Origin of the sequence: Lactococcus allomyrinae (assembly GCF_003627095.1) — a bacterium.
Taxonomy (GTDB): Bacteria; Bacillota; Bacilli; order Lactobacillales; family Streptococcaceae; genus Lactococcus; species Lactococcus allomyrinae.
Genome location: NZ_CP032627.1, coordinates 1,225,583 through 1,248,843 on the forward strand (window position 1 = coordinate 1,225,583; position 23,261 = coordinate 1,248,843).

Below are 23,261 nucleotides of genomic sequence, written 5' to 3' on the forward strand. Positions count from 1 at the left end.
AGTAAATGCTACACTGTGATGTAAATTGAGCTATTGTCTCTTAATACTAATAGTTCACTATTTTTTATAAGAATTCCTGATTTACGATACGGATTGTATACATTTTCACTATCAATTAATTGATTATCAATGATAGCTGCATATGTCTCCCCTTTGCTCAGATTGAAATGAAGATTTTTTCCGTTAATATTGAAATCAAAACAAACTTCATCCATATCCTCTGGAAATACTGGATCAACCTTGAGTCCACTCGCAGTCATCTCAATTCCCGCTAAATGAGCAATGACTTGGTTCGTAAAGATACCTGGCCCTGATGAATAAAGACGCCAACCACCTTTTACGCCGATATTTCCCGATTTGAGCTTGTCAAAATTTTCCTGAGCTGCATAGCGCGTTTTAAAATCACCATCGCTACTAGAAAAATAGACATTTGCTTGTCGCGGTTCAGCATTATTTACTACTTCTTGCAGTCCGACTGGTATCGTTTGCTCAAGCGCTTTCCAAGCTTCTTTAGCTCTGCCTACCTTTGCCATCGCCTCAACATAGCGAATCTGCGCATGCACATAAAGTAATCCAATTTCTCGTCCAAAATTAGCAGCTTGTTCGGCTCGCTTAAAGTGCGTAGAAATCCCACCATGATATGCTGGAGAATGATTCATCAAACGCACACCATCATTAAAAATCAAATGCTGCTCAATCAATTCTAAGTTATGCTCCATCTGTTCATTATCTGCAACCTCTGCAATAATTGATCTATTCATCGGTAGAAGACGATATTGGATATTTGTTTTTTTATCTTTGGGGTGAATCATTGCCTCAAAGCTTCCATCTCGATTTTGTAAAGCAAAACCAGAGATTGTCCCCTCTGGAATGAGATACTTCTCAAAATCAGCTTTGATTGCTTTTGCTAACTCTATCAAATTCTTAGACTCGTCTGGACGAATTTCTCTAATTGCTTGAGCAAATTTTTGTAATGCCTGATAAGTCAAGGCATCTGTCCAACTTGAAGTCATATGCTCTTTAAGCTCACTATTCGCTGGTTGCAAGGTATCATCCCAGTCGCCATTCCCATAGGCAGACAAATATGTCCCTTTAAGAAAGTGATTTTTAATATATTGAAGTTCTTTTTGCAAATGCTCATCAAAGCTAAAAGTTTGTTCAGTAAATGTTTGTGTCGAACGTGATACGAAAGGAACTTGCTCACGAAGCAAACTGAAGTCTCCAGTTTGCTCTAAGTATTCAGCAACCGCAAAGAACGGCCAAACAATCACATCTCCATGACTTTCATCAGAAAAAATCGGTTGATATTCATCAAACATAAACCATTGGGGCCAAGTCCCATCATCTTCAAACTGATGACTAAACAATTCCAACAAAATCTCACGTGCTACTTCTGGCTGTTGTGTCGCAAGGAAGAATTCAAGAGGACCCTGCGAAACGTCACGTGTCCCCCAAGCCGCACCACCATACTGCTCTAAACCATGAGGACTAAGGTAATGAATGAGCATATCATGGGTATACCAAGGCAAGATAGTGTTTAATTTTTCAAATGTTTTATGTTTACTTGTAAATCTGAACTGGTTGAGTAGTTGGTTTTCAATATAGACTTTGTATTTTTGTTTTTCTTGAACAAAATCCAAAAAATCAAAGTGCTCAATATTTCCATCAAGACTTCCAGTCATTTTCACTTTTAGCTGATTTGCTTTTACTTTAAAGATGACTAGACCATCTTCAATGAAAGTTGTTCCATCAAACAGATGCTCTGACTCAAGCAATCCAACAGGTTGACTAAATACCATTTGATAGCGGAGTGCAGGATTTCCTATCTGACTCGCTGAATCCTCACCTGCTGTAAATTCATAAGTCATCGAGTCAACCACATTTACCTGCAACTCACTTTTATATTCCATCTCATCCATGATGACTTGATTAAGAAACAGGAACTCATAAATTTTACCCGATTGTGACTCAATTTCAAGTTGAATACTATTTTCTTGATTCGCCGCAAAGTTTCTAACAATCAGTGTATCGTCTGGTAGAACATAGGTCCATTCAGCAAAATTATAACCCATTTCAAAAGTTGAAGGAATCCCTAACATTTGATAGTCATTTCCAACTTTTACAAAAATACGTTGACCTGAAACCTGATGCAAATTGAGATGGTCACGTTGATTTGATAATAATTTGTTCATATTGGTATTACCAATGACAAGTTGAGCATTAAACAATCCGTAGATAAAACTGCTCGTTGCAATTCCTCTATTTTTGATGGACTTAGAATTCCCAGAGAGGAAAATTTCACCGTGTTCTCGCTCAACAATTAGTTCTTTAGCTAAACTGACAAAATGTGTATTCTGCTGAGTGAATCCAGATAAAATTTGGCCATTGGCAACTTCTTCAAACTTTGCATTAGGATACTGTTGACGGAGTTCCTCGTTACTCAGAAGACGACCATTGAGCTGCTGATCCATTTTTACCTTCGGTTTCGTTAGCGAAACTTCAATTAAATCCTCATTGGATAGATGCGGAAAATCATGTGTAGGGGCATTTTTGAGCGTTTTACTATCAGCTTGATAAAGTTCGTAGAAAGTCACTGACTTTTGCCCATTGAGTAAAATAGCCTCGGTTTTCAGAGCAATCAGGGACATTTCATACTGATAGACTTCGTTATCAAATTCAATTTTTTCTAGTGCTTCCGGTTTTCTTGTTTGCTTAAATGATTTTCCAAAGAACTGAAAACCATCTGTCAAATATCCCGTCACGCTTAAATCACCAAAAGCTCCTGTTTCAAGTGTTGGAAAACCTGTGGATTGAACTTGATTTTGGCGGCTGAAAAGCTTGTAGCCTCCTTCTTCAAAAACTTGATGATTAATGTATTGAGCATTATAAGCCTCGTTGCTTCGCAATGCATTACCATCTGCCAGTCCAATATCGTTAACATAGACAACATCTACCTTTTTCGAAACACCATCAAGTCTCACTTCCCAAAACCAAGAGGTCTCAGTTAAGCTCAACTTTACTTCATAGGAAATATCTGCAATCCTTCCAGTCCATTTTGCTTGAGATTTTCCTATCCAAAACCGTGAATCTGAATTTTTACCTAAGAGTGGATAAGATTTGATTTCGTTGATTTCAAAAATTCGAAGATAAATATTAGTAATAGAACCGTCAATCTCTTGCCCGATAAGTTGATTTAGAAAAATATTTTTGTGTTTGATCGTGTGAATATCGCCAGTTGCAACAAAACTAATTTCTAAATCACCATTTGAAATAGTTTTAAGTACCGTACGGTTTACACCGATTTTCTTCCCCATTATCTTCTCCGATTTTAGTCATGAATATCACTGACTAATTTCTATTATTTTATTAGTGAAACGTTTCTATTAAGATGATACCGCTTTCGATAATGATTGTCAATACTATCATTGTTAAGTTTATATTACAAAAGAAACGTTTCACTAAAAGATACAAAAAAACTAAGTAAAACTTAGCTTTCTTAATTTAAAACAAAAGATTGAGTAAATATAAATCAAGTTATTATCAACTCTTATTGGCTACTAGTAGTAGTGCTGCTTGCTGATGTTCCTGTATTTTCCGCTGCTTTTTTGGCTTTTTCTGCCGCGAGTGATGATGATTGAGCACTTGCTTGCTTGCTTAGATCAGCAAGATAGGCAGCCTTAGGTTTTGTATAAATTCCTGCTTCCATATCAACAACTTGAGGTGCCTTGACTTGTTTTGCAACACTTGGATAATAGGGGAGCTTTTCAGCGAGTTGACTCAGAGGTACACGAACTTGATTGCCATCGCTCATGTCAAGAGCAATAAAATCTTTGCTTGCACTGGTTGGAGTTTTTGTCACATTGGTAATCAGGGCTTTTAAATCAGGTTTCAATGTCTCATATGCTTTGACAAACTCCTGAACTTCAGCATTTGAAAAATTTTGTAGGGTGGGAAGCTTGTTTTCTTGCACTTGTTTTGAATCAACTGGTGTTGTGATAATATATCCATTACTCAAAACAAGATAGGTTTTATTACTTTGTTTGACATAGACACTATTTGCATATTCTTGGATTTGAGCTTCAAAATTATTGGGAAAGTGGTAGCTCAACTTTACAGTAGATACGCGTGGAAATTGGGATTTTATTGTGTTTTCAATATTTTGTTTTGTGTTCAAAATTTGAAAAATACTATCACCCGTTTTAATTTTAGAAGCCAAAGCGATTTGCTCTGCACTTTCATTTTGGTTTCCAGATACAGTAAAGTTTCCGATTTTGCTTAATGGAGAAACTGCGTAAACAGAGCCAAAGAAAATAAGCAGTGCAAAAGCTAAACCAATCCACATTTTTTTGAGAAGGACTCCACTGCCCGCAAAAATAGATGGTCTAGTTCTTCTTAAACTTTCAACATCTTGAGCAATATTTTCCAGCTCACTCAGGATTGTTTCTTGCCCTTCCGCATTTTCTGTTTCTTCTGAAATGTCTTTCTCGTTCTTAGCTTCTTCTTTTTTTGAGACTGTTTTGAGGAATGGAGAAGAGAAACGAGCAATTTTAGGCTGATTTTTCTTAGCTTCTTGTCTGGCTTCCTCAGCTTTTTTTCTCCGATATTCGAGATTTTTTTCTTGCCAGGGTGTTAGATTTTTATCTTTTTCACTCATTTAATTATTTCTTTCACAAGATTGTAAAGCCGCTCGCTTGCATCTGGTACGCCTGCTTTACGACTATTTTCTGCCATTTGCTGGTAGTTGTTCTCGTCCTTGAAAATTTCATTGATGATTTCAATCATCACTTCGCCTGTTAACTCACTGTCTGGAATCATTTTAGCAGCATTTATTTTGACTAGTGCTTGAGCATTCTTGGTTTGATGGTCTGCAGTCACATTAGGACTAGGTACAAAAATCGTCGGTAAACCTAATGCTGTGATTTCCGCAATAGTCGTCGCTCCAGCACGGCAAAGAATTAAATCCGAAGCTGAAAGAACTTCAAGCATATTTGAAATATATGGACGTATTGCTATATTTTGGCTATTTTCATAAGGAGCAAAACACTCGTGGTCTTCATCATAGTAAATTTGACCAGATGCATAAATCACTTGATAGTTTTGTTCAACAAATTGAGGTAGGGCTTGTTTTACTGCCTCATTTATCGTCATAGCACCACGTGAACCACCAAAAATCACGACCGTTTTCTTGCCTTTTTGTAGATGATATTCACTTTCTAAAACATCTGAGTGTTTCAAATCTGCAACTTCTTGAGCCCGCGGATTTCCAGTGAAAACTGTCTTTTCGGCTGGAAAGAACGGTTTTGCAGCTTCAAATGCAACCGCAATCTTTGTCACGTGCTTACTTAGAAATTTATTTGTGATTCCTGGAATTGAGTTTTGCTCGTGAATAAGCGTCGGGATTCTCAATTTTTCTGCGGCATAGAGTACAGGCCCTGCGACATATCCACCTGTACCAATAACAACATCTGGCTGAAATTCTTGGATTAATTTTTTAGCATCACGCGCTGATTTGAGAAATTTCGCAATTGTTCTGAAATTATCTAAACTTAGCGAACGCTTGAATCCTTGCACGTCTACCGTTTGGAAATCTATGCCTGCTGCTGGAACAATTTTATTTTCCAGTCCACGCGTCGTCCCAACATATAGGATTTTTGAGTCCGGCTCAACTGTTTTAAGGTAGTTAATGAAAGCAAGCGCTGGATAAATATGTCCACCCGTTCCGCCGCCTGTAATGATAATTCGCATTTTGTTCTCCAATTTTAACTTGGGGTTTTTGGTTCACTGACAGAATCCTGTCAGTTTTATTTTTTCTACATTAGATGTGTATTTATAGACTAGAACCTCGTCAGCACAGACCTTTTCACTGATGAGGTCGTCATTTCAATTTTTCAAAGCTAGCGATGAACAAGTCGCCTCGCTCTTCAAAAGTTTTATATTGGTCCCAACTTGCACAAGCAGGACTCAATAGAATGACATCTCCTATTTCTGTTTGTGGAAGAATTTCTTCTAGTGCTGTGGCAACATTTTCACTGTGAAAGACTGGAATGTCTAATTTTTCCGCAGTTTTCTGCAATTTTGGTGCAGTCTCCCCAAAGACAACCATTCCTTTTAAACCAATCAAATCTGGTTCAAGTGTGTCAAAGCCATTTCCACGATCTAAACCACCTGCCAGTAGCCAAAGTTTGCTATTATCTAAACCTGAAAGTGCTTTCTGAGTGGCCAAGATATTTGTCGCTTTACTGTCGTTATAAACTTTGCGTCCATCAAGTTCTCCGAGATATTGAAGACGATGTTTCACACCAGAAAATGTTGTCAGCACTGACAGAATGGAAGCATTACTGACAGCACGCAGTTTTGCTACCGCAATTGCAGCAAGTGCATTTTCCACATTATGTTCACCTGGAAGAGCAAGTGCTGCAACATTCATGATAAATTCATCTTTAAAATAGATTTTACCATCAAGAACATAAGCTCCTGCTACTTTTTCTTTTGTTGAAAATGGAACAACTGTTGCCTTTGTCAGAGAACTCAAGGCTTTACATTTTTCTTGATTAAAATTCAAAATCAATAAATCATCTGCCGTCATATTCTCTTGGATTCGCCATTTTGCAGCTTCATAAGCTTCTTGTGAGCCATGATAATCCAGATGTGCTGAAAAAAGATTGGTAATCACAGCGATTTGGGGTTTAAATGTCTTGATTCCCATCAATTGGAAACTTGAAAGTTCCATGACAAGGTTGTCAGTACTGACAGCTTTTGATGCTACTCCTGAGGCAGGAAAACCAATATTTCCTGATAGTTTTGCAGCCTTACCGCCAGCATTTAAGATATCTGCAATCAGCGTTGTCGTTGTTGTTTTTCCGTTTGTCCCAGTTATTCCAATAATCGGTGCAACGCTTACCAAATAAGCCAGTTCAACCTCGGTGATGACAGGAATATTTAGAGAAATTGCCCGCTCAACCATTGGATTATCATAACGAATTCCTGGATTTTTTACCATCAGTGCAAAATCTTCATCTAACAAATCCAATGGATGGCTACCACAGATGACTTTAACTCCTTCTTCAAGCAATTCCTGTGCTTCTTTATTTTCTGCGAAGGGCTTGCCATCGTTTACTGTAACAATCGCGCCTAAATCATGTAAAAGTCTAGCTGCAGCTAAACCTGATTTTGCTAAACCAAGCACCAAAATTTTTTTATCTTCAAACGTTGTGATTTTTTTCATTTTTTATTCCTTTTTTGGATTCAACACATCATCGTATTCACGAGATGACTTTATCCAAAGTTGCAAGCTCAATCTTTCCATCTTTCATTGCAAAATTTTGCTTCTGCTCCTTACAACTTTATCTCATCTATTTTACCCCTAATTCCGCTTTTTTTCAACAGTCTTACCACTCACCCTTTCTGTCAGTGAATTTTTTGCTGACAAAAACGACTTACAAATTGTAAGTCGCTGACAAATCTTATCTCATCTGCATCATTTCTGATTAACTATGACAAACTAACAGATTAACATTGCAACGTCAAGTTTACAAAGCCTCTCCATCTTCCTCACCAGTACGAATACGAACGACACGCTCAACAGGTTGAATAAAAATTTTTCCATCACCCACTTCTCCTGTCTGAACAGCTGTGGCAATAACAGCAACAATCTCGTCCACTTCTTGATTAACGCAGACAATCTCTATTTTTATTTTTGAAAGTAATGTCGTTTCAATTTTTTGCCCACGGACATATTCTATAAAACCTTTTTGTTGACCATAACCAAGAACTTGAGAAACTGTCATACCATGCACAATTCCATTTTCAACCAATGCTTTTTTTAAGTCTTCTAGCTTATCTCCTCGAATGATTGCTTCTATTTTTTTCATTTTTTCCTCACTTTCCCTCACTGACAACTGACAGAAATTCTATCAGTAAACTTTACAAAACTGTCAGTAATTTTTTTGCATTTATCCATAAAAATACTCTCAAAATCAAGAATCCAATCCCAAAAACGTAGGATAAGCAGTTTCCTCATGTTCACTATCATCAAGTCCAATTGCCTCAGCTCGGTCAGTGACACGAATCGGCATAAACAGAGTAATCCCTTTGATAATCACCAAACTCATCACAGCAGAGAAAACAATTGTAAAAATTACTGCTAATAAATTAGCCAAAAGTAGATTACCAGAGCCATAAATCAAGCCAACATAATCTTTATCAGGAGAAAGCGCAGGTGTGGCAAAAATTCCTGTCATAATTCCACCAAACATCCCACCAATTCCATGACATCCAAAAGCATCCAAAGCATCATCATAACCAAACTTTTTCTTTACAACACTAATCATGAAAAAGCAGATAGGACTCACTAAAAATCCAATAATAAGAGACGACCAAAGCGAAACATACCCTGCACCAGGAGTAATCGCAACTAGTCCAACAACAGCTCCTGAACAAGCTCCAACTACAGATGGTTTACCAATGATAAGTTTTTCCAACAACATCCAAGATAACATCGCACTTGCTGCCGCCGTATTTGTTGTCATAAAAGCATTAATAGCCACACCATTTGCTGCAAGCGCTGATCCTGCATTAAATCCAAACCATCCAAACCATAAAAGCCCAGCTCCTAGCACCACAAAAGGAATATTGTGTGGCCGATATTCTAAGCGCTCATAATCACGCCGTTTCCCAAGAACAATTGCCAATACAAGTCCTGTCACACCACTCGAAATATGCACAACATCACCACCGGCAAAGTCAATCGCATGAATCTGAGCCAAAAATCCACCACCCCAAACCATATGTGCCAAAGGATAATAAACTAGAAGCAGCCAAACAACCATAAAAATCAATAGCGGAGTAAAACGCATTCTACCAACCACAGCACCCGTAATTAACGCTACTGTAATAATCGAGAACATCATTTGAAATCCGCTGAACAATCCATCAGGAATGTGACTAGCTGGAAATAACGAATTTTTTGCCATATCCACACCATTCATAAATAAATGCTGAAAATCTCCAATAAAACTACCACCACCAGAAAAAGATAAACTAAATCCAGCAATCACCCAAAGTATCGAAGCAAGTGCCATCGGTGCCAAAGACATCATCATGTTATTCAAAACATTCTTTCGACGTCCCAGCCCTCCATAGAAAAAAGCAAGTGCAGGTGTCATTAATAAAACCAATGCAGAACAAATTAAAATAAAAGCAATTGAGCCTGTCTCCATATCAACCTCCTTTAAAATGCGTGAAATACTCATCATGAAATCACTAATTTCCTCACGTCAGAGAGTTAACAAATGATTCAATCACTTGAAAAAGTCCGTACTATGGCTAATTCGTTGCAAAAATCAACAACGGATTGACTTCATGGTGCGAACTCAGCACCATGATACGTCAATCACAGTTACCACTAATAAAATTCAATCAGATTTTAAAGTGAAATTAGTATATACAGCATATACCACCAAGAATCAGCAGCCCATCTACCTTTCTATGGAATAATATATACCAAAGCTATAATGCATCAAACCATCTCCAAGCAATTCACTTTGAGTGCTTCTTTACCAAAGTACCAAATAATAGAATTTATAGTCATTCTAAACAGATAAAATTTACTCTATTTTCTGACAATTCATTCATGTTATAAATTATAACATGAATTTCTAAAAAAGCAAGTATTTTTTATATTCCATGTCATAAAACATAACATATAAATCAAATGAATACCCCTAGTCTACAAAAAAGAGAGGTTAGCACTCTGCCAACTCTCTAATACTCATTTATTTCCTAATTTCTTAAATGACAAGACATATGAAACTTACTGGATTTTAAAACGTGATTAATATAATATCTATCAGCTTTAGTCCAATTTAGGAATTTTTAATATGAAAGTTGAGCCAACACCAAGCTCAGACTCTACCTCAATTTTTCCTTTATAATTCTCCGCTAGACGCGCCATGATTGACAATCCGAGTCCTGTTCCACCAATATCTCTATTTCTTGCCTTATCGGCTCTGAAAAAACGCTCAAAAAGGTGTTGAATATCTTCCTTAGAAATACCTATTCCTTTATCAGAAACTTTCGTAATCACATATTCTTCATCCTCATCAATCGTGATTATAACTGACTTTCTATCATCAGGTGAATATTTTGCCGCATTATCTAACAAAATACTTAATGCTTGCTCATAATGATTTGGATAAATTTTTGCCCTAGTCTCCTCACTCACTTTTTGAATCAGCTCAATTTCAAATTCCTGACGCACCAAAGCAAAATTTTTCACCGCGTGTTTACAAACTTTTACCACATCACAATCCAGTTCACTACTAGATAAATCAACATTTTCAAGCCTTGCAAGTGCAAGCATCTCCTCTAGCATCTTTTTCATCCTTGAAATTTCAAACTGACTTGCCTGCAAGGATTCATCCAAAATCTCAGCATCATTCTTTCCCCAACGATTAAGTAGATTAATATGCCCATCCAATACAGCAAGTGGTGTCCTAAGCTCATGAGAAACATCTGAAACAAAGCGTTTTTGTTGCTCTACGTAAGCATTAGTTTTCATCATCATTTCATTATAAACATGGGCAAGTTCCTCAATTTCATCACCCGTCTTAATCTCAATCGGTTTAAACTCACCTGTCGGATCTTCAGCAACTTCCTGCATCCCTTTATGTAACTTTTCCAAAGGTCTCATAAAATAATGAGCCATGAAGTAACCAATAATCTGAGCTATAATCAACGCAACAACTTCTAAAACCAAGAGAGAAATCAATAGAAGATTACTTACTTTATGATAAGAAGTTAAATCATAAAAGGCCTGTAAATATCCAATCACCTTACCTGTTGACTTAGAAACAATCTCTCTTTCAACCAAAAATCCAGGATTTTTACCATCAAACTGCTTAATTTCATTATTTTTTAAATTCATGAAACCAAATGAACGAGGATGTGTTGAATAAAGCAAGTGTTTATCAACATCATAAATGTAAAAAGCTTTTCGACTACCAATCATACTCATCAATGTTTGCTCTTCAGAAGAATGATTACCAGGCTTTATGGTTGCTGTATAGTCAATATATTGATGTAAAGTTTCCGAAGTTAAGGGCTCCTTTGCCTCGGAGAGTACACTCTCAATATTTGTCATTGAATTTAATACAACATTTTTCTCCTCATTGATGAAGGTGGTTATTGTCGCCTGATAAATCACAACTGCAAATACCGTAAAGGTGATAAAGCAAAAAACTGTATTAGCAAAAGCCCATCTAAGCATAATACTTCTTTTAGATGAGCTTTCATTTGTATTCTCTATTTCTTTGGGCGTTTTATTTTTTTTCATCTTACATTCTACTTACGTTCACGCATCACGTATCCCAAACCACGTACCGTTTGAATATAGCTTTCATGTCCTTCAACATCAATTTTGTTGCGAAGATAACGAATATAGACATCAACAACATTTGTTTCTGTTCCTTCTTCATATCCCCAAACCTGTGAGACCAAATGTTCACGAGTCACAACATCACCAACATTTTGCATCAAAGTCAAAAGTAAGTCGTATTCACGGCGAGTAAGGTCAATGACCTTTTTACCACGATGCACTGTACGATTCGTTTTATCAATCACTAAATCTCTGAAAGTCGTATTTTCTGATTGTTCTACCGCATGAGCATGATCTTCACGACGGAAAAACGCACGAACACGCGCCAACAGTTCTTCAATAGCAAATGGTTTAGTAATGTAGTCGTCTGCACCAATATCAAGACCAGCCACTCGGTCCATTGTAGAATCACGTGCTGTCATCATAATAATCGGTGTGTCTTTTTCTTTACGCAAACGACGAGCCACCTCAAAACCATCAAGTTCTGGTAACATCAAGTCCAACAAAAGTAAATCATAATCTTTTGCTAGAGCTTCTTCAAGACCTGAACGACCATTATCTTTAATCTCTGTTGAATATCCCTCATGTTCTAATTCAAGTGAAACAAAGCGTGCTAAATTTTTCTCATCCTCTATAATCAATATTTTTTTCGATGTCATATCTTCTCCTTCTTAAAAAAATCTGTATAATTTGCTATCTTATAATGCTATTATAATATAAATTTAATTTATCTACAAACTATTTGCTGGAATTATTAAAATTGATTCCGCTTACCTTTACTCTGTTATCACTAACAGATAAAATGAGAACCCTCTAATCAAATAGTCCATCTAAACCTACGAACGGAGATTTTTTTTCATCTTGTTTTTCTTCTTGTTGCTTTTTATAATCTTCCTCGGTGAGTACCGACCAAAATTTTCCCATTGGCATTGCTTCATCTTCTTCATTTTCCGCCAGTACTCTTAAAGGAATTTCCAACAAAATATTGTCAGCCACAGATTCATCCAGACTAATCAAATCTTTATCTAAGATAAAAATCATATCATTATCTAACAGTTCTTGATTTTCATTTGCATTTTCTTTTGTGGTAAAAATTTCATTGACAACCACTTCCATCGGATATTCTACTGCTCTTAAACTTCTTGATGAAGGCAAAGTCAGAACCGTCTTCAACTGATAATCCAGATAGAATAGTCCATCTTCATAGTTCACTTCACCCATGGTTTCAATAATAGAGCAATCAAGAATTTCTGACGAACGTGCCAATAATTCCTCATGCAAATCTAAATTTTCTTCAAAATTAATGTGTTTTTTCTTAGTTATCTCATTTAAAGACCATTTCATATTCATCGTTCTCCAATTATTTTTCAAGATGATTTATACTAGTTCATCTCTAAAAGGCTTTAGACATTTAGCTGTATGAGCTGCAATGATGCTGTCTTTGGCGATTGGGAAAAGCATTGCTTTTTCTTTTTCATCCGCAACCTTAACACAGCGTATAAAACGCAAACTTTCACTTCTAAAAGTATTTTAAAAGTGAAACAGTATCAGTAATTTTCTCTACCATCAACTTGTCTTATTTTACATTATTTTTAGTTTTTATCCCAGTAATATTTATCATTTCCCACGAAATCCAAAGCATTGCTAATACTCTTTCATTTCTACAAGCTTCTTTTAGAAAGGACTACGCTACGTTTTCAATGCACCATGTCTAAGCTGCCGAAATATTTTGCCACACCGTTATTTCAGTATTCCGCTATTCGTTTGCTTAGGAACACGTCCTACCCTTGTTGATTATACTTTTCTTATCTGTGTATCCTTGCAATTCATCTACTAAATTCTCAATCTAGTATAAACCTATGAGCCCATAGTATAAAAAGCTGCCTATTGACAGCTTTTCATCTTCAAAAATAAAAATGGTCGATTGACCATCTCTATTATTGTTTGCCGTATTTCTTTTCGAATTTCGCGATACGTCCGTCCGCTGCTTGGAATTTTTGACGACCTGTGTAGAATGGATGTGAGTCTGAAGAGATTTCAACACGAATCAATGGATAAGTGTTACCGTCTTCCCACTCAACAGTTTCTTTAGAGCCTTTTGTTGAGCCAGACAAAAATTTGTAACCAGTTGTTGTGTCCATAAACACTACTTCTTGGTACTTAGGATGGATATTTTGTTTCATCGTTAGAATTTCCTTTCTGCCTTGGACTGTTTGCCAGACCAAAGTTGTACGAATACTTAAACATTTTATCAAATTCATCATAAAATTTCAAGTAAAAATTTTTATTTGTCAAGAAAAAAACTTTACATCTTCTTTTAACATTATATTTTTATACTTTTATACTAAGCTTCTACCTTAAATGTATCCATGAGATCCATAAAATCATCGAAAAGATAACTTGCATCATGTGGACCAGGTGCTGCATCTGGGTGAAATTGAACAGAAAAAGCAGGGAAACGACGATGTCTTACTCCCTCAACAGAGTTATCATTGATTTCCACATGAGTAATCATCAAATCTTCTGGTAAGTTTTCACCATCCACTGCATAACCATGATTTTGTGAAGTAAAATCAACGCGTCCTGTAGCAATTTCACGAACTGCATGGTTAAATCCACGATGTCCAAACTTCATCTTATAAGTTGTGGCACCATTTGCTAAGCTAAACAGTTGATGACCTAAGCAAATTCCAAAAATGGGAATTTTTCCTTGAATCCCACGAATCATCTCTATCGCCTCCGGAACATCTGTAGGATCCCCAGGTCCATTTGTCAGCATGACTCCATCTGGATTCATATCTAAAATTTCATCAGATGTTGTATTATATGGAACAACTGTGATGTTACATTGACGCTTTGAAAGTTCCCGTAAAATACTATGTTTAAGTCCAAAGTCTACAACAACAACTTTCCTCCCTGTATTTGGTGAAGGATATGCCGTTGTTGTACTACTGGTTTCGACTTGATTCGTTGGTAATACGGTAGCTTTTAGTTGACTCATTTGATGTTCTACTTCGTCTTTTGCTTGAACAAGAGCTGCTTTCATCGTTCCGTGTTCGCGAACAATCTTTGTGATTGCTCGCGTATCTATACCTGAGATACCAGGGATATTTTTTGCTTTAAGAAACTCATCAAGAGACATTTGCATCCGCCAATTCGAAGGACGACGCGCTGCTTCATGAACAACTATTGCCTTACAAGTCGGGTGGATAGATTCGTAGTCATCACGATTCACACCATAATTACCAATAATTGGATAGGTAAACGTTAGAATTTGCCCATTGTAAGATTGATCGGTGATTGATTCTTGGTAACCTGTCATCCCAGTACTAAAAACCAGCTCTCCCGTTACATCAAGGTTTGCCCCAATCGCCTCTCCCTCAAAAATTGTGCCATCTTCCAAGATTAAGAGTCTCTTGCTCATCATTATCTCTTTTCTGTTCTTATTTTCCGTATTTGAAGTGATTATAGTCACCTGCTTCACACTAACTAGCTTCAGCAATGTGTGTCATGCCGTTCATTATGAAGTTTGAAATATCATCTGACTAATCAAGGTTTCACTCATCCACCCAATTAGAATTCAAGTCTATTATTCTACATTTAGATATTATGCAAGACACAATTTAATTTCTAAGTATAAGGAGATGAAATTAAATGATATTGCCTTACTTTATAAGTACACTTATATTAGACTATTGTTTCTAAGTTAGAACTTATTGCTCCCGAAATGCTTGCACCTACAACTTTTAGATTTTTTTCTTGTTTGATTTCATTTTGTTTTTGCATGATTGCCTCAAGAATTGCCATACGTGTGTAAACACCATTGCTCATTTGTTGAACAATACGACTTTGTGGACTTTCAACTAAATTATCCGAAATTTCTACATCACGGTTTACTGGTGCTGGATGCATGATGATTGCCGTTGGTTTAAGCAATCTAGCTCTTTCTTCAGTCAAACCAAATTGTCTATGATAAGATTCTTTTGAGAAAACTTCTCCACTTGAGTGGCGTTCATGTTGAACACGTAGTAACATATGAACATCCAGTTCAGGAAGGATACGGTCAAGGTTGGCATAATGTCCGTAGGCATCAAATTCTTCACTGTACCATGCTGCTGGACCTGTGAAATAAAGCTTCGCTCCCAATTTTTTAAGCATCATCATGTTTGATTTTGCAACACGTGAATGTGTCAAATCACCAGAGATTGCAATTTTTAAACCTTCAAATCTGCCGAATTCTTCATAAATCGTCATCAAGTCAAGTAAACATTGGCTTGGATGTTGACCTGAACCATCTCCACCATTGACAATGGCACAAGTGATATTTTCAGAATTGACAAGTTCTTCATAGTAATGTTCGACACCTGAGCGGATAACGCAAACTTCAACACCTAAAGCACACAGTGTCAATACTGTATCATAAAGTGTTTCTCCCTTGCTGATTGAACTGGCTTGGGCATCAAATTCAAGGACGTCCAATCCCAGTTTTCGTTCAGCAATATGGAAACTGTGGTGAGTTCGTGTACTGTTTTCAAAGAATAAATTTGAGGCAAAAGTCTGTTTAGGTAGATTAAATTCTGCTGTACCTGATTTATGGGCCTGCGCTCTTTTGATTAATGCCATCACTTCTTCAGTACTTAGATTTTCCATTGTTGTGAGGTTTGACAAACTTACTAATCCGTTTTTTACTGACATATTAGGTCTCCTTTACCCTAACTGAGCGCTCTCGGTCGCTACAGTTTGTTTTGACAATTTTGATTTGATTATATTTGATGCTGTCAGTACACTGACAGACTTATCAACTGCACTGATAAAACTTTTATTTGCCGATTCAATGTTTGTGTTAGGCGCATTGAACTGACAGAGTTATCGCCAGCTTATTGTTCACTGACATCTTTTGGTAAAACTAGATTCAAGACAATCCCAAGAATCGTTGCAATGGCTACTGATGAGATTTGCAGATTTTGCGTAATATTGATAATCATACCGCCAATCCCAATGACTAGAACAACTGAGCTGATAAGAAGGTTGCGCTTAATATCAAAGTTTACTTTATTTTCTACTAAAATCTTTAAGCCCGATGCTGCGATAACACCGAAGAGTGCAATGGATGCTCCACCAATCACTGGCGCTGGAATAGATTGCAGTAACGCTGTAATCTTACCGACAAACGAAACAACTACAGCGAGAACTGCCGCTCCTGCAATAACATAGATAGAGTGAATCTTCGTAATTGCCATTACTCCAATATTTTCACCGTAGGAAGTTACTGGCGGCGCACCGAGGAAACCAGCGATAATCTGTGCGACACCATCACCACTCAGTGTTTTTTCAAGTCCTGGCTCTTGGAAGTAATCTTTCTTTGTTAGAGAATTTAGAACCATGATGTGTCCAAAATGTTCAGTCATTGTGACAAATGCAATGGGTGCCATTGTCAAAATAGCCGATGGATAAAATGCCCAATGATAACTTACAAAAGGAATGACTACTGGTGGAAGGTCAAGCCACTTTGCGTGAGCGAGTCCAGTAAATGAAACGATATCTGAACCAGTAATTTTTCCAATAATAATCGCTGCAACATAACCTGTAATAATCCCAAGTAAGATAGGTACAACAGAAAGAAAACCTCTTCCATAAATACTATAAATTACAATTGCTAACACTGTAATCAAAGCAATGATGATATAAGATAAGCTATATCCTGTCTGCGCTCCTGCATTGGTATACATTGCATCATTAATTGCAGTTGGAGCTAATGAAAGTCCAATGACCATAACAATTGGTCCTACCACAATCGGTGGTAAAACTTTATCAATCCAGCCTTTACCTGCAAACTTGACGATGAGAGCTACCACTAAATAAACTAAACCACCTGTCATTGCTCCTTGCGCAATTGCAGGCATTCCTCCATTTTTCATCAGTAGTGTCATCGCACCAATATAGGCAAATGATGACCCCATGTAAGCAGGAACTTTAAACTTCGTCACACTCATGTGAGCTAAGGTACCAAGCCCAGAACTCAGTAAGGCAATGGCCGGATTGATACCAACAAGAATCGGCACCAAGACGGTTGAGCCAAACATAGCAAAGAGGTGCTGGAAGGAAAGCCCAAACCACTGTCCTGCTCCTGGTTTTTCGTCTACTTTCAAAATAATATCGTTATCGTTCAATTTTTTCTCCTGTCAGTAACTTCTTAATGCTGTCAGTATACTGAAAGCTTTGTTAGTATGCTAACAGAGCTTTCTTACACCGATTCAATGCTTCTGTCAGGTACATTGAACTGACAGACTTTTATCAAAACTTAACGTTCAATCAAAATGCTATCAGTACCATCGTGTTCTGACATTTGTACGATAATTTCTTCTTCGCGAGCAGTTGGAATATTTTTCCCTACATAGTCTGCACGAATAGGTAATTCACGGTGCCCTCTATCTACAAGGACAGCTAATTGCACACGTGCTGGACGACCAATTTTTACCAGACCATCAATTGCGGCGCGAATTGTACGTCCTGTATAGAGCACATCATCAACGAGGATAATGTCTTTACCTGTGATATCTACATCAATGTCTGTGGTATCTTTTTCTGCTTGCTTATCATCACGAAATGGTCGTGTATCAAGCTCTCCAAAAGGAATCTCAAGCCCTTCAAGTTGTTGCAGGCGTTCCTGAATCCTTTTTGCCAGATAAACACCCCTTGTCTTGATTCCAACAAGAACCAACTTATCCAAATCTTTGTTACGCTCAATGATTTCATAAGTAATCCGTGTAATCGCACGTTTCATTGTGATTTCATCAATAATTTCTTTTTTTGCCATCTTTAACTCCTTTGCTTTAAGAGGTGAATCCTGTTGATTAAGACGCTCGCTAAAACTTTATTCAAGCTCTAGCACTTCGACAATTTTTTACAGTTTGATTTGTAAAAACAAAAATCCTGCATCCATCAGAATGCAGGTATAGTATCAGAAAATGGACGCTGTCCACCGTTTTATTACTTTGTTATTTTCTGACCTTGCCTGCCTCTCTGGACAACCTTAAAGGTTTAAAATATTATAGCAAATTTATATTTTTTTGTCAAAGATATTTTGATAAAAGTTTGTCAGTACTGACAGAAAATATTTTGCTAATCATAATACCCGTCAGCGACCATCAATTCAATCAAGCGCTTAATAAATTCATCGCTTGTTTGACTTCTTCGCAAAAAATTCACATGATATTCTTCAACAAGTATTTCAATAATTCTTGGAAATATACGATTAAAATCATGTGAATCTGCTGGATTTATCGCCATCGCCAGAATCAATTTTATTGACTGTTCATCCCAGTAAAGCGGCTGAACTGGTTTTAATACAAGAAATCCAGTTTTCTTTCCTTCGTATCTGATGGTATGAGGAAGTGCGACACCGCTTGTAAAGGCAGTCGATGCCATTTTTTCCCTCTCAAATAATCGTTGGGTATAATGATGATCAGTAAATCCCTTTTCGAAAAACCACTGTCCAATGAAGCTGAACACTTCTTCTTTTGATTCTACTTTTTCCAGTGCTATGCACGCTTCTTTTTGAATTAATTTTGGTAAAAATTCTTCTAAAAAGTGTAAATAACGCTTTTGTTTGGTGCGTTCAATTCCTTTGCGAATTCTTACGAAATCACGTTCTCTTAAAAATTCTTGGATAAAAACGACTTCTGCATCATAATCGAAAAATTTTTTCTCTGACGAAATAATAAACTCAACGCTGTCAGTATTTTTTATTTCGTCAGCACTGACAAAAAGTAATTCATCACCAAAGCGTGATTCCAATAAGACTTGAATCTGATTTTCTCTCTCTAAATAGTCTGAGCCAACAAGCAAAGTATGAATTTTTTCCGCATTTTTCTTTTGCTCATCCAAAAAAGAACCAATATGCAACGCCAAAAAAGCAATTTCATCCTCAGCAATCTCAATTTTCAAATCCGTTGCGATCAACGAAGACAAATATACTGCAACATCAAACAAAGCAGGATAACGCATCTTAATCTCTAAGGCACTCAGATTTCGCTTAACTTTTTTATTTTTTACTCGATTATAAAGATTTTGAGTATGAAGTAACAGACGATTTAAAAACTGTTGGTCAGTAAAATCAATCAGGAATACACTACTTAATTCTTCCAATGCCCGATGAAGACTAGCCGAAACATTTTTTGACACATAATTAGAAACTTCAACTTCACGATGCCCTCGCTCGCCATCGCATAACAAAGCCAGCTCAAACTTATCCTCCTGCGCCAGCTCAAGATGATAGTGATCAAAAATAGACTCTGCAATTTTTTCAATCATTGGCAAAGATGGACTTGAAAACACCTTAGACTCATCCTGCCATTTCTGATTAAGTACAATAATCAGGTGCAAAATAAAATTCTGAAAAAAATATTGATTCACATGAAAATTAAATTCGTCAAAAACCTGCTGACAGATTTCTGTCAGCACTGACAACGGAATTTCTCCTAAAAATTGCTGCATTTCACCTTCCAGAGAAGGTGCATCACCATTTTTCTTACGAATGAGTGTCATGATAAGTAGCCGTTTCGCCTCTTGAGTCCCTGTCAAATAATAGCGAAACTCATGCTGCTTAATCATCAATTGATAATCCTGCATTAACTCTTGCAACGCTGACATATCCTGACGAATGGTTGATTCCGACACCAAAAGCTCCTCTGCCAAATCAAATAAATCTACTCCATCGTCACCTTTTTGCAGTAAATAACGTAAAATAGAAAATCTGCGCCCATCCACCGATTCATCCACTTTTGGCACCTCAAAATACTGCCAATTATATCGGTAGCCCTCCCGACTACTTTCCACCAAATCAGGCACATCATCATTAAGTTGTTTCACATAATACCTGATGCTTCGATTTGTGACACCTAATATTTTTGCTAAATCCGAACTCGAAACAAACTGCTCCTTCTTCTGATTTTTTAGATAATCTAAAAGAATTTCTTTCTTTTTCATCCTATTATCCCATTTTCATCATTTTCACAGTAAAATACCTGTCTATCCTATCTTTTGACATCCATACAAATTTATTCCAGCTATTTCGGAACTCTTAAAATCTTATTTCACAGCCTTTGAGTACCAACAATTTGGACACCCTCTCTTACAATCATACCAAGTCAAGCTCAAAAAGGAGTTTAAAAACTCCTTAAATTTCTGCTCCATTTGTTTCGATTACTTTTTGATACCAAGCAAAGCTGTCTTTTTTCAAACGCTTATGTGAGCCATTTCCTTCGTCATCAATATCAACATAGATGAAACCATATCTTTTTGACATCTGTTGAGAAGAACAGCTCACAATATCAATCGGACCCCACGCACAGTAAGCAATGACCTCTGCTCCATCATAAATAGCACGTCCTACCTGCTCAATATGGGCCCCCAGATAATCCGAGCGATAACCATCATGAACCTTTCCACTCACGAGCTCATCATACATTCCAAAACCATTTTCAGCAATCAAAATAGGTTTTTGATAACGATCCCAATATTGTGATAACGTGTGATATAATCCCTTCGAATCAATATTCCACCCCACGGATTAGCCTCCAAATGTGGATTTGTTGTAATGTCATACGGAATATAATCATTTTTGTCTGCATCAACCATTTGAGAGAAGTAATAAGAGATAGCCAGATAATCCATTGGATTTTCCCGTAAAAGCATAAGTTCTTCATCCGTCATGTTAATCTTTAAATCATGCGCTTTAAAGTAATTTAAAGCAACTTGTGGATATTCTCCTCTAAACTGCACATCCGTAAAAAGATACTGCATCCTGTTATGCCATAAAGCAAGCGTGACATCGTCTGGTTTACAAGAAGCAGGATAAGCTGTTCCATCTGCGACCATTGTACCAACCTGCAAATTTGGATTGTTAAGTGTTTTGGCATATTGTTGAATCATACTAGAAGCAACCATTTGATTATGAACAGCTTGATACTCAGCTTCTTCAATATTTTCATACTGATTACTACAAATTCCAAGTGACAAGAAAGGCTCCACCTGAATCATATTAATTTGATTAATAACAATCCAATACTTCACTTTTTGACCAAACCGCTCCAGTAACACTTTACCATAACGAACAAACAACTCAATTACCGCTTTATTCGTCCATCCTCCATACTCCAAAGTTAAATGAATCGGCATTTCATAATGGAGCATTGTGATAATAGGTTCCATACCTACTTCACGAATTTTGTCAATCATTTTTTCGTAGTGTTCTAGTGCTGCTTCATTTGGCAGCATTTCATCTCCATTTGGAAAGACTCTCGACCAATCAATAGAAGTACGAAAAGCTTTCATCCCAGTTTCAGCAAGCATTTCTAAATCTTTTTCATAGCTATTATAGAAATCAATCCCGTGACGTTTAGGATAAAAATGCTCTGTATCCAAAAGTGCCTTCTTCACTTGCTCAATTTTCATTCCTTCTTGCTCAAGTTGTTGAATTTCCATATTATCTAAGCCTTTAAGATAAGGTTGAACATCCGATGAATTAGGCTTCTTTCCGTCTTGAGTGTATGCTCCATCTGCTTGAGATGCTGCTTGTGCTCCCGCCCACAAAAATCCTTCTTTAAAATAAGGGTATTTATTTTTTCTCACATTAATCCTCCTCGTCTTCGGCCCATTCTAAATCTTGTTGGACTGCTTGCTTATCATAAACTTTAAAAAATGGATAGTAAATTATCCATGAGATGGCAAAGATTGCCAATACAAAGATAACTCCCGCAATAGATTTCGTAATTATCCACCCAGCAATAGGTGCTGGTGTGTACCACATTTGAAAAGGTTGCGATGGAATAGGAACAAGGTGAAGTTTCATTGACAACCATAACAATATTGGAGTAATTAAGCCAGTAATCCAAAATGGAATCATCAATATTGGATTAAACGCTATTGGAGCACCGAAGACAAGAGGTTCATTGATATTAAATACTGATGGAACAAGTGCCGCTTTCCCAATCATACGTAAACGTGATGATTTAGCAAGAAAAGCCATCATAATACACAATGCTAATGTCGCTCCGCCACCACCAATTAAAATTAATGTTGTAGCCTCTACAGTGAAAATATTTGTAGGTACTTGTCCCGCAGCAACAGCTGCTTGGTTTGCAGCAATACCAGGAAGCTCAATCGCATAAATTACAGGAGTCAATACCCAACTTGAAATACCAAAAGAATATAAGAATGAAAATCCAAGGAACATTAATATGGTCAGACCCCAGAAACTTTGTCCCAAATTAATCAGCGGACTGAATAATGAGTTAATTCCTGCATATAAGTTAAAGTGAAGTTGGAAAGTAAATAACCAACCTACTAGAAGAATAACGATAATTGGCAGCAAAGTGTTAAACCAAATTGCCACAAAGTCTGGAAGCCCCGAATCCTCCCCAATAAAATTAAATTTCGTAAATAGATTCATGATAAAGGCAACAAATAAACCTGCAATTAACGCTGCAATCATACCGCCTGTACCAAACGAATTACTATCAAAAGTAATCGCACCTGTCGTTGCATTTAATTTAGGATAAATCAAGATTAAGAAAAATGCTAATCCCGCCAATCCTGCTTGTTTCGAGATTTCAACATGATTTTTATGTTTCATCACTGAATTTGGAATCAAATATGAAAGAAAAATTGAGAAGAGTCCAAATGAAAAAGTACCAATCATTGAAAAATCTGGAAAACCCTTGACGTAAATATTGACAAGGCTCAACACTGTAGCAAATGAACCAATCAAAATCATTGGCATTGCTGCCATAATTGCCTCTTGAATAGCTGCAATCCAAGCATTTTTTGCAAACTTATTTACTTTTGGTGCAAAACTGTCGGTCATCCAGCCCATAAAGTTGTTCAT

The 23,261-nt window shown here is 36.9% G+C and carries 15 protein-coding genes and 2 pseudogenes; all 17 read right to left on the reverse strand.

The features are described 5' to 3' along the window. Positions 1 to 8 precede the first annotated feature (8 nt). The 17 genes and pseudogenes from D7I46_RS05780 to D7I46_RS05860 all read right to left on the reverse strand — a co-directional run bounded on the left by D7I46_RS05780 (position 9) and on the right by D7I46_RS05860 (position 23,261). Positions 9 to 3,314, reverse strand: a complete 3,306-nt coding sequence (locus D7I46_RS05780; protein ID WP_120772033.1) for a GH36-type glycosyl hydrolase domain-containing protein — start codon at positions 3,312 to 3,314, stop codon at positions 9 to 11. A gap of 233 nt (positions 3,315 to 3,547) precedes the next feature. Further along, complete coding sequence (locus D7I46_RS05785; protein WP_120772034.1) at positions 3,548 to 4,654, reverse strand: cell division protein FtsQ/DivIB; 1,107 nt, start codon at positions 4,652 to 4,654, stop codon at positions 3,548 to 3,550. Next, complete coding sequence (gene murG / locus D7I46_RS05790) at positions 4,651 to 5,745, reverse strand: undecaprenyldiphospho-muramoylpentapeptide beta-N-acetylglucosaminyltransferase (RefSeq protein WP_120772035.1); 1,095 nt, start codon at positions 5,743 to 5,745, stop codon at positions 4,651 to 4,653. Before murG ends, D7I46_RS05785 begins: the two co-directional genes overlap by 4 nt. 130 nt (positions 5,746 to 5,875) lie before the next feature. Further along, positions 5,876 to 7,225, reverse strand: a complete 1,350-nt coding sequence (gene murD, locus D7I46_RS05795; protein WP_120772036.1) for a UDP-N-acetylmuramoyl-L-alanine--D-glutamate ligase — start codon at positions 7,223 to 7,225, stop codon at positions 5,876 to 5,878. Between the two features lie 304 nt (positions 7,226 to 7,529). Then, positions 7,530 to 7,871 carry a P-II family nitrogen regulator gene (locus D7I46_RS05800; protein ID WP_120772037.1) on the reverse strand — a complete coding sequence of 114 codons (342 nt, stop codon included), beginning with the start codon at positions 7,869 to 7,871 and terminating at the stop codon, positions 7,530 to 7,532. A gap of 105 nt (positions 7,872 to 7,976) precedes the next feature. After that, positions 7,977 to 9,218, reverse strand: coding sequence for an ammonium transporter (locus tag D7I46_RS05805; protein ID WP_120772038.1), 1,242 nt, complete (start codon positions 9,216 to 9,218; stop codon positions 7,977 to 7,979). Between the two features lie 635 nt (positions 9,219 to 9,853). Then, on the reverse strand, positions 9,854 to 11,332 hold the full coding sequence (locus D7I46_RS05810; RefSeq protein WP_120772039.1) for a HAMP domain-containing sensor histidine kinase: 1,479 nt from the start codon (positions 11,330 to 11,332) through the stop codon (positions 9,854 to 9,856). Between the two features lie 8 nt (positions 11,333 to 11,340). Then, entirely contained in the window at positions 11,341 to 12,033 is a 693-nt protein-coding gene (locus D7I46_RS05815; RefSeq protein ID WP_120772040.1) for a response regulator transcription factor, read from the reverse strand. A gap of 154 nt (positions 12,034 to 12,187) precedes the next feature. Further along, positions 12,188 to 12,718 (reverse strand): DUF177 domain-containing protein, encoded by a 531-nt coding sequence (locus D7I46_RS05820; RefSeq protein WP_120773304.1) that lies wholly within the window; start codon positions 12,716 to 12,718, stop codon positions 12,188 to 12,190. 593 nt (positions 12,719 to 13,311) lie between these two features. Next, entirely contained in the window at positions 13,312 to 13,557 is a 246-nt protein-coding gene (locus D7I46_RS05825) for a type B 50S ribosomal protein L31 (protein WP_120772041.1), read from the reverse strand. 161 nt (positions 13,558 to 13,718) lie between these two features. Beyond that, entirely contained in the window at positions 13,719 to 14,798 is a 1,080-nt protein-coding gene (locus D7I46_RS05830) for a carbamoyl phosphate synthase small subunit (protein WP_120772042.1), read from the reverse strand. Positions 14,799 to 15,157: 359 nt separating this feature from the next. Next, a pseudogene (locus D7I46_RS05835) lies at positions 15,158 to 16,069 on the reverse strand (aspartate carbamoyltransferase catalytic subunit); the annotation flags it as partial. 182 nt (positions 16,070 to 16,251) lie between these two features. Beyond that, positions 16,252 to 17,544, reverse strand: a complete 1,293-nt coding sequence (locus D7I46_RS05840; protein WP_120772044.1) for a uracil-xanthine permease family protein — start codon at positions 17,542 to 17,544, stop codon at positions 16,252 to 16,254. Between the two features lie 131 nt (positions 17,545 to 17,675). After that, complete coding sequence (gene pyrR, locus D7I46_RS05845; protein ID WP_120772045.1) at positions 17,676 to 18,191, reverse strand: bifunctional pyr operon transcriptional regulator/uracil phosphoribosyltransferase PyrR; 516 nt, start codon at positions 18,189 to 18,191, stop codon at positions 17,676 to 17,678. Positions 18,192 to 18,496: 305 nt separating this feature from the next. Further along, positions 18,497 to 20,362 carry a BglG family transcription antiterminator gene (locus tag D7I46_RS05850; protein WP_120772046.1) on the reverse strand — a complete coding sequence of 622 codons (1,866 nt, stop codon included), beginning with the start codon at positions 20,360 to 20,362 and terminating at the stop codon, positions 18,497 to 18,499. Between the two features lie 190 nt (positions 20,363 to 20,552). Then, a pseudogene (locus D7I46_RS05855) lies at positions 20,553 to 22,006 on the reverse strand (glycoside hydrolase family 1 protein). A gap of 1 nt (position 22,007) precedes the next feature. After that, on the reverse strand, positions 22,008 to 23,261 hold the full coding sequence (locus D7I46_RS05860) for a PTS sugar transporter subunit IIC (protein WP_120772047.1): 1,254 nt from the start codon (positions 23,259 to 23,261) through the stop codon (positions 22,008 to 22,010).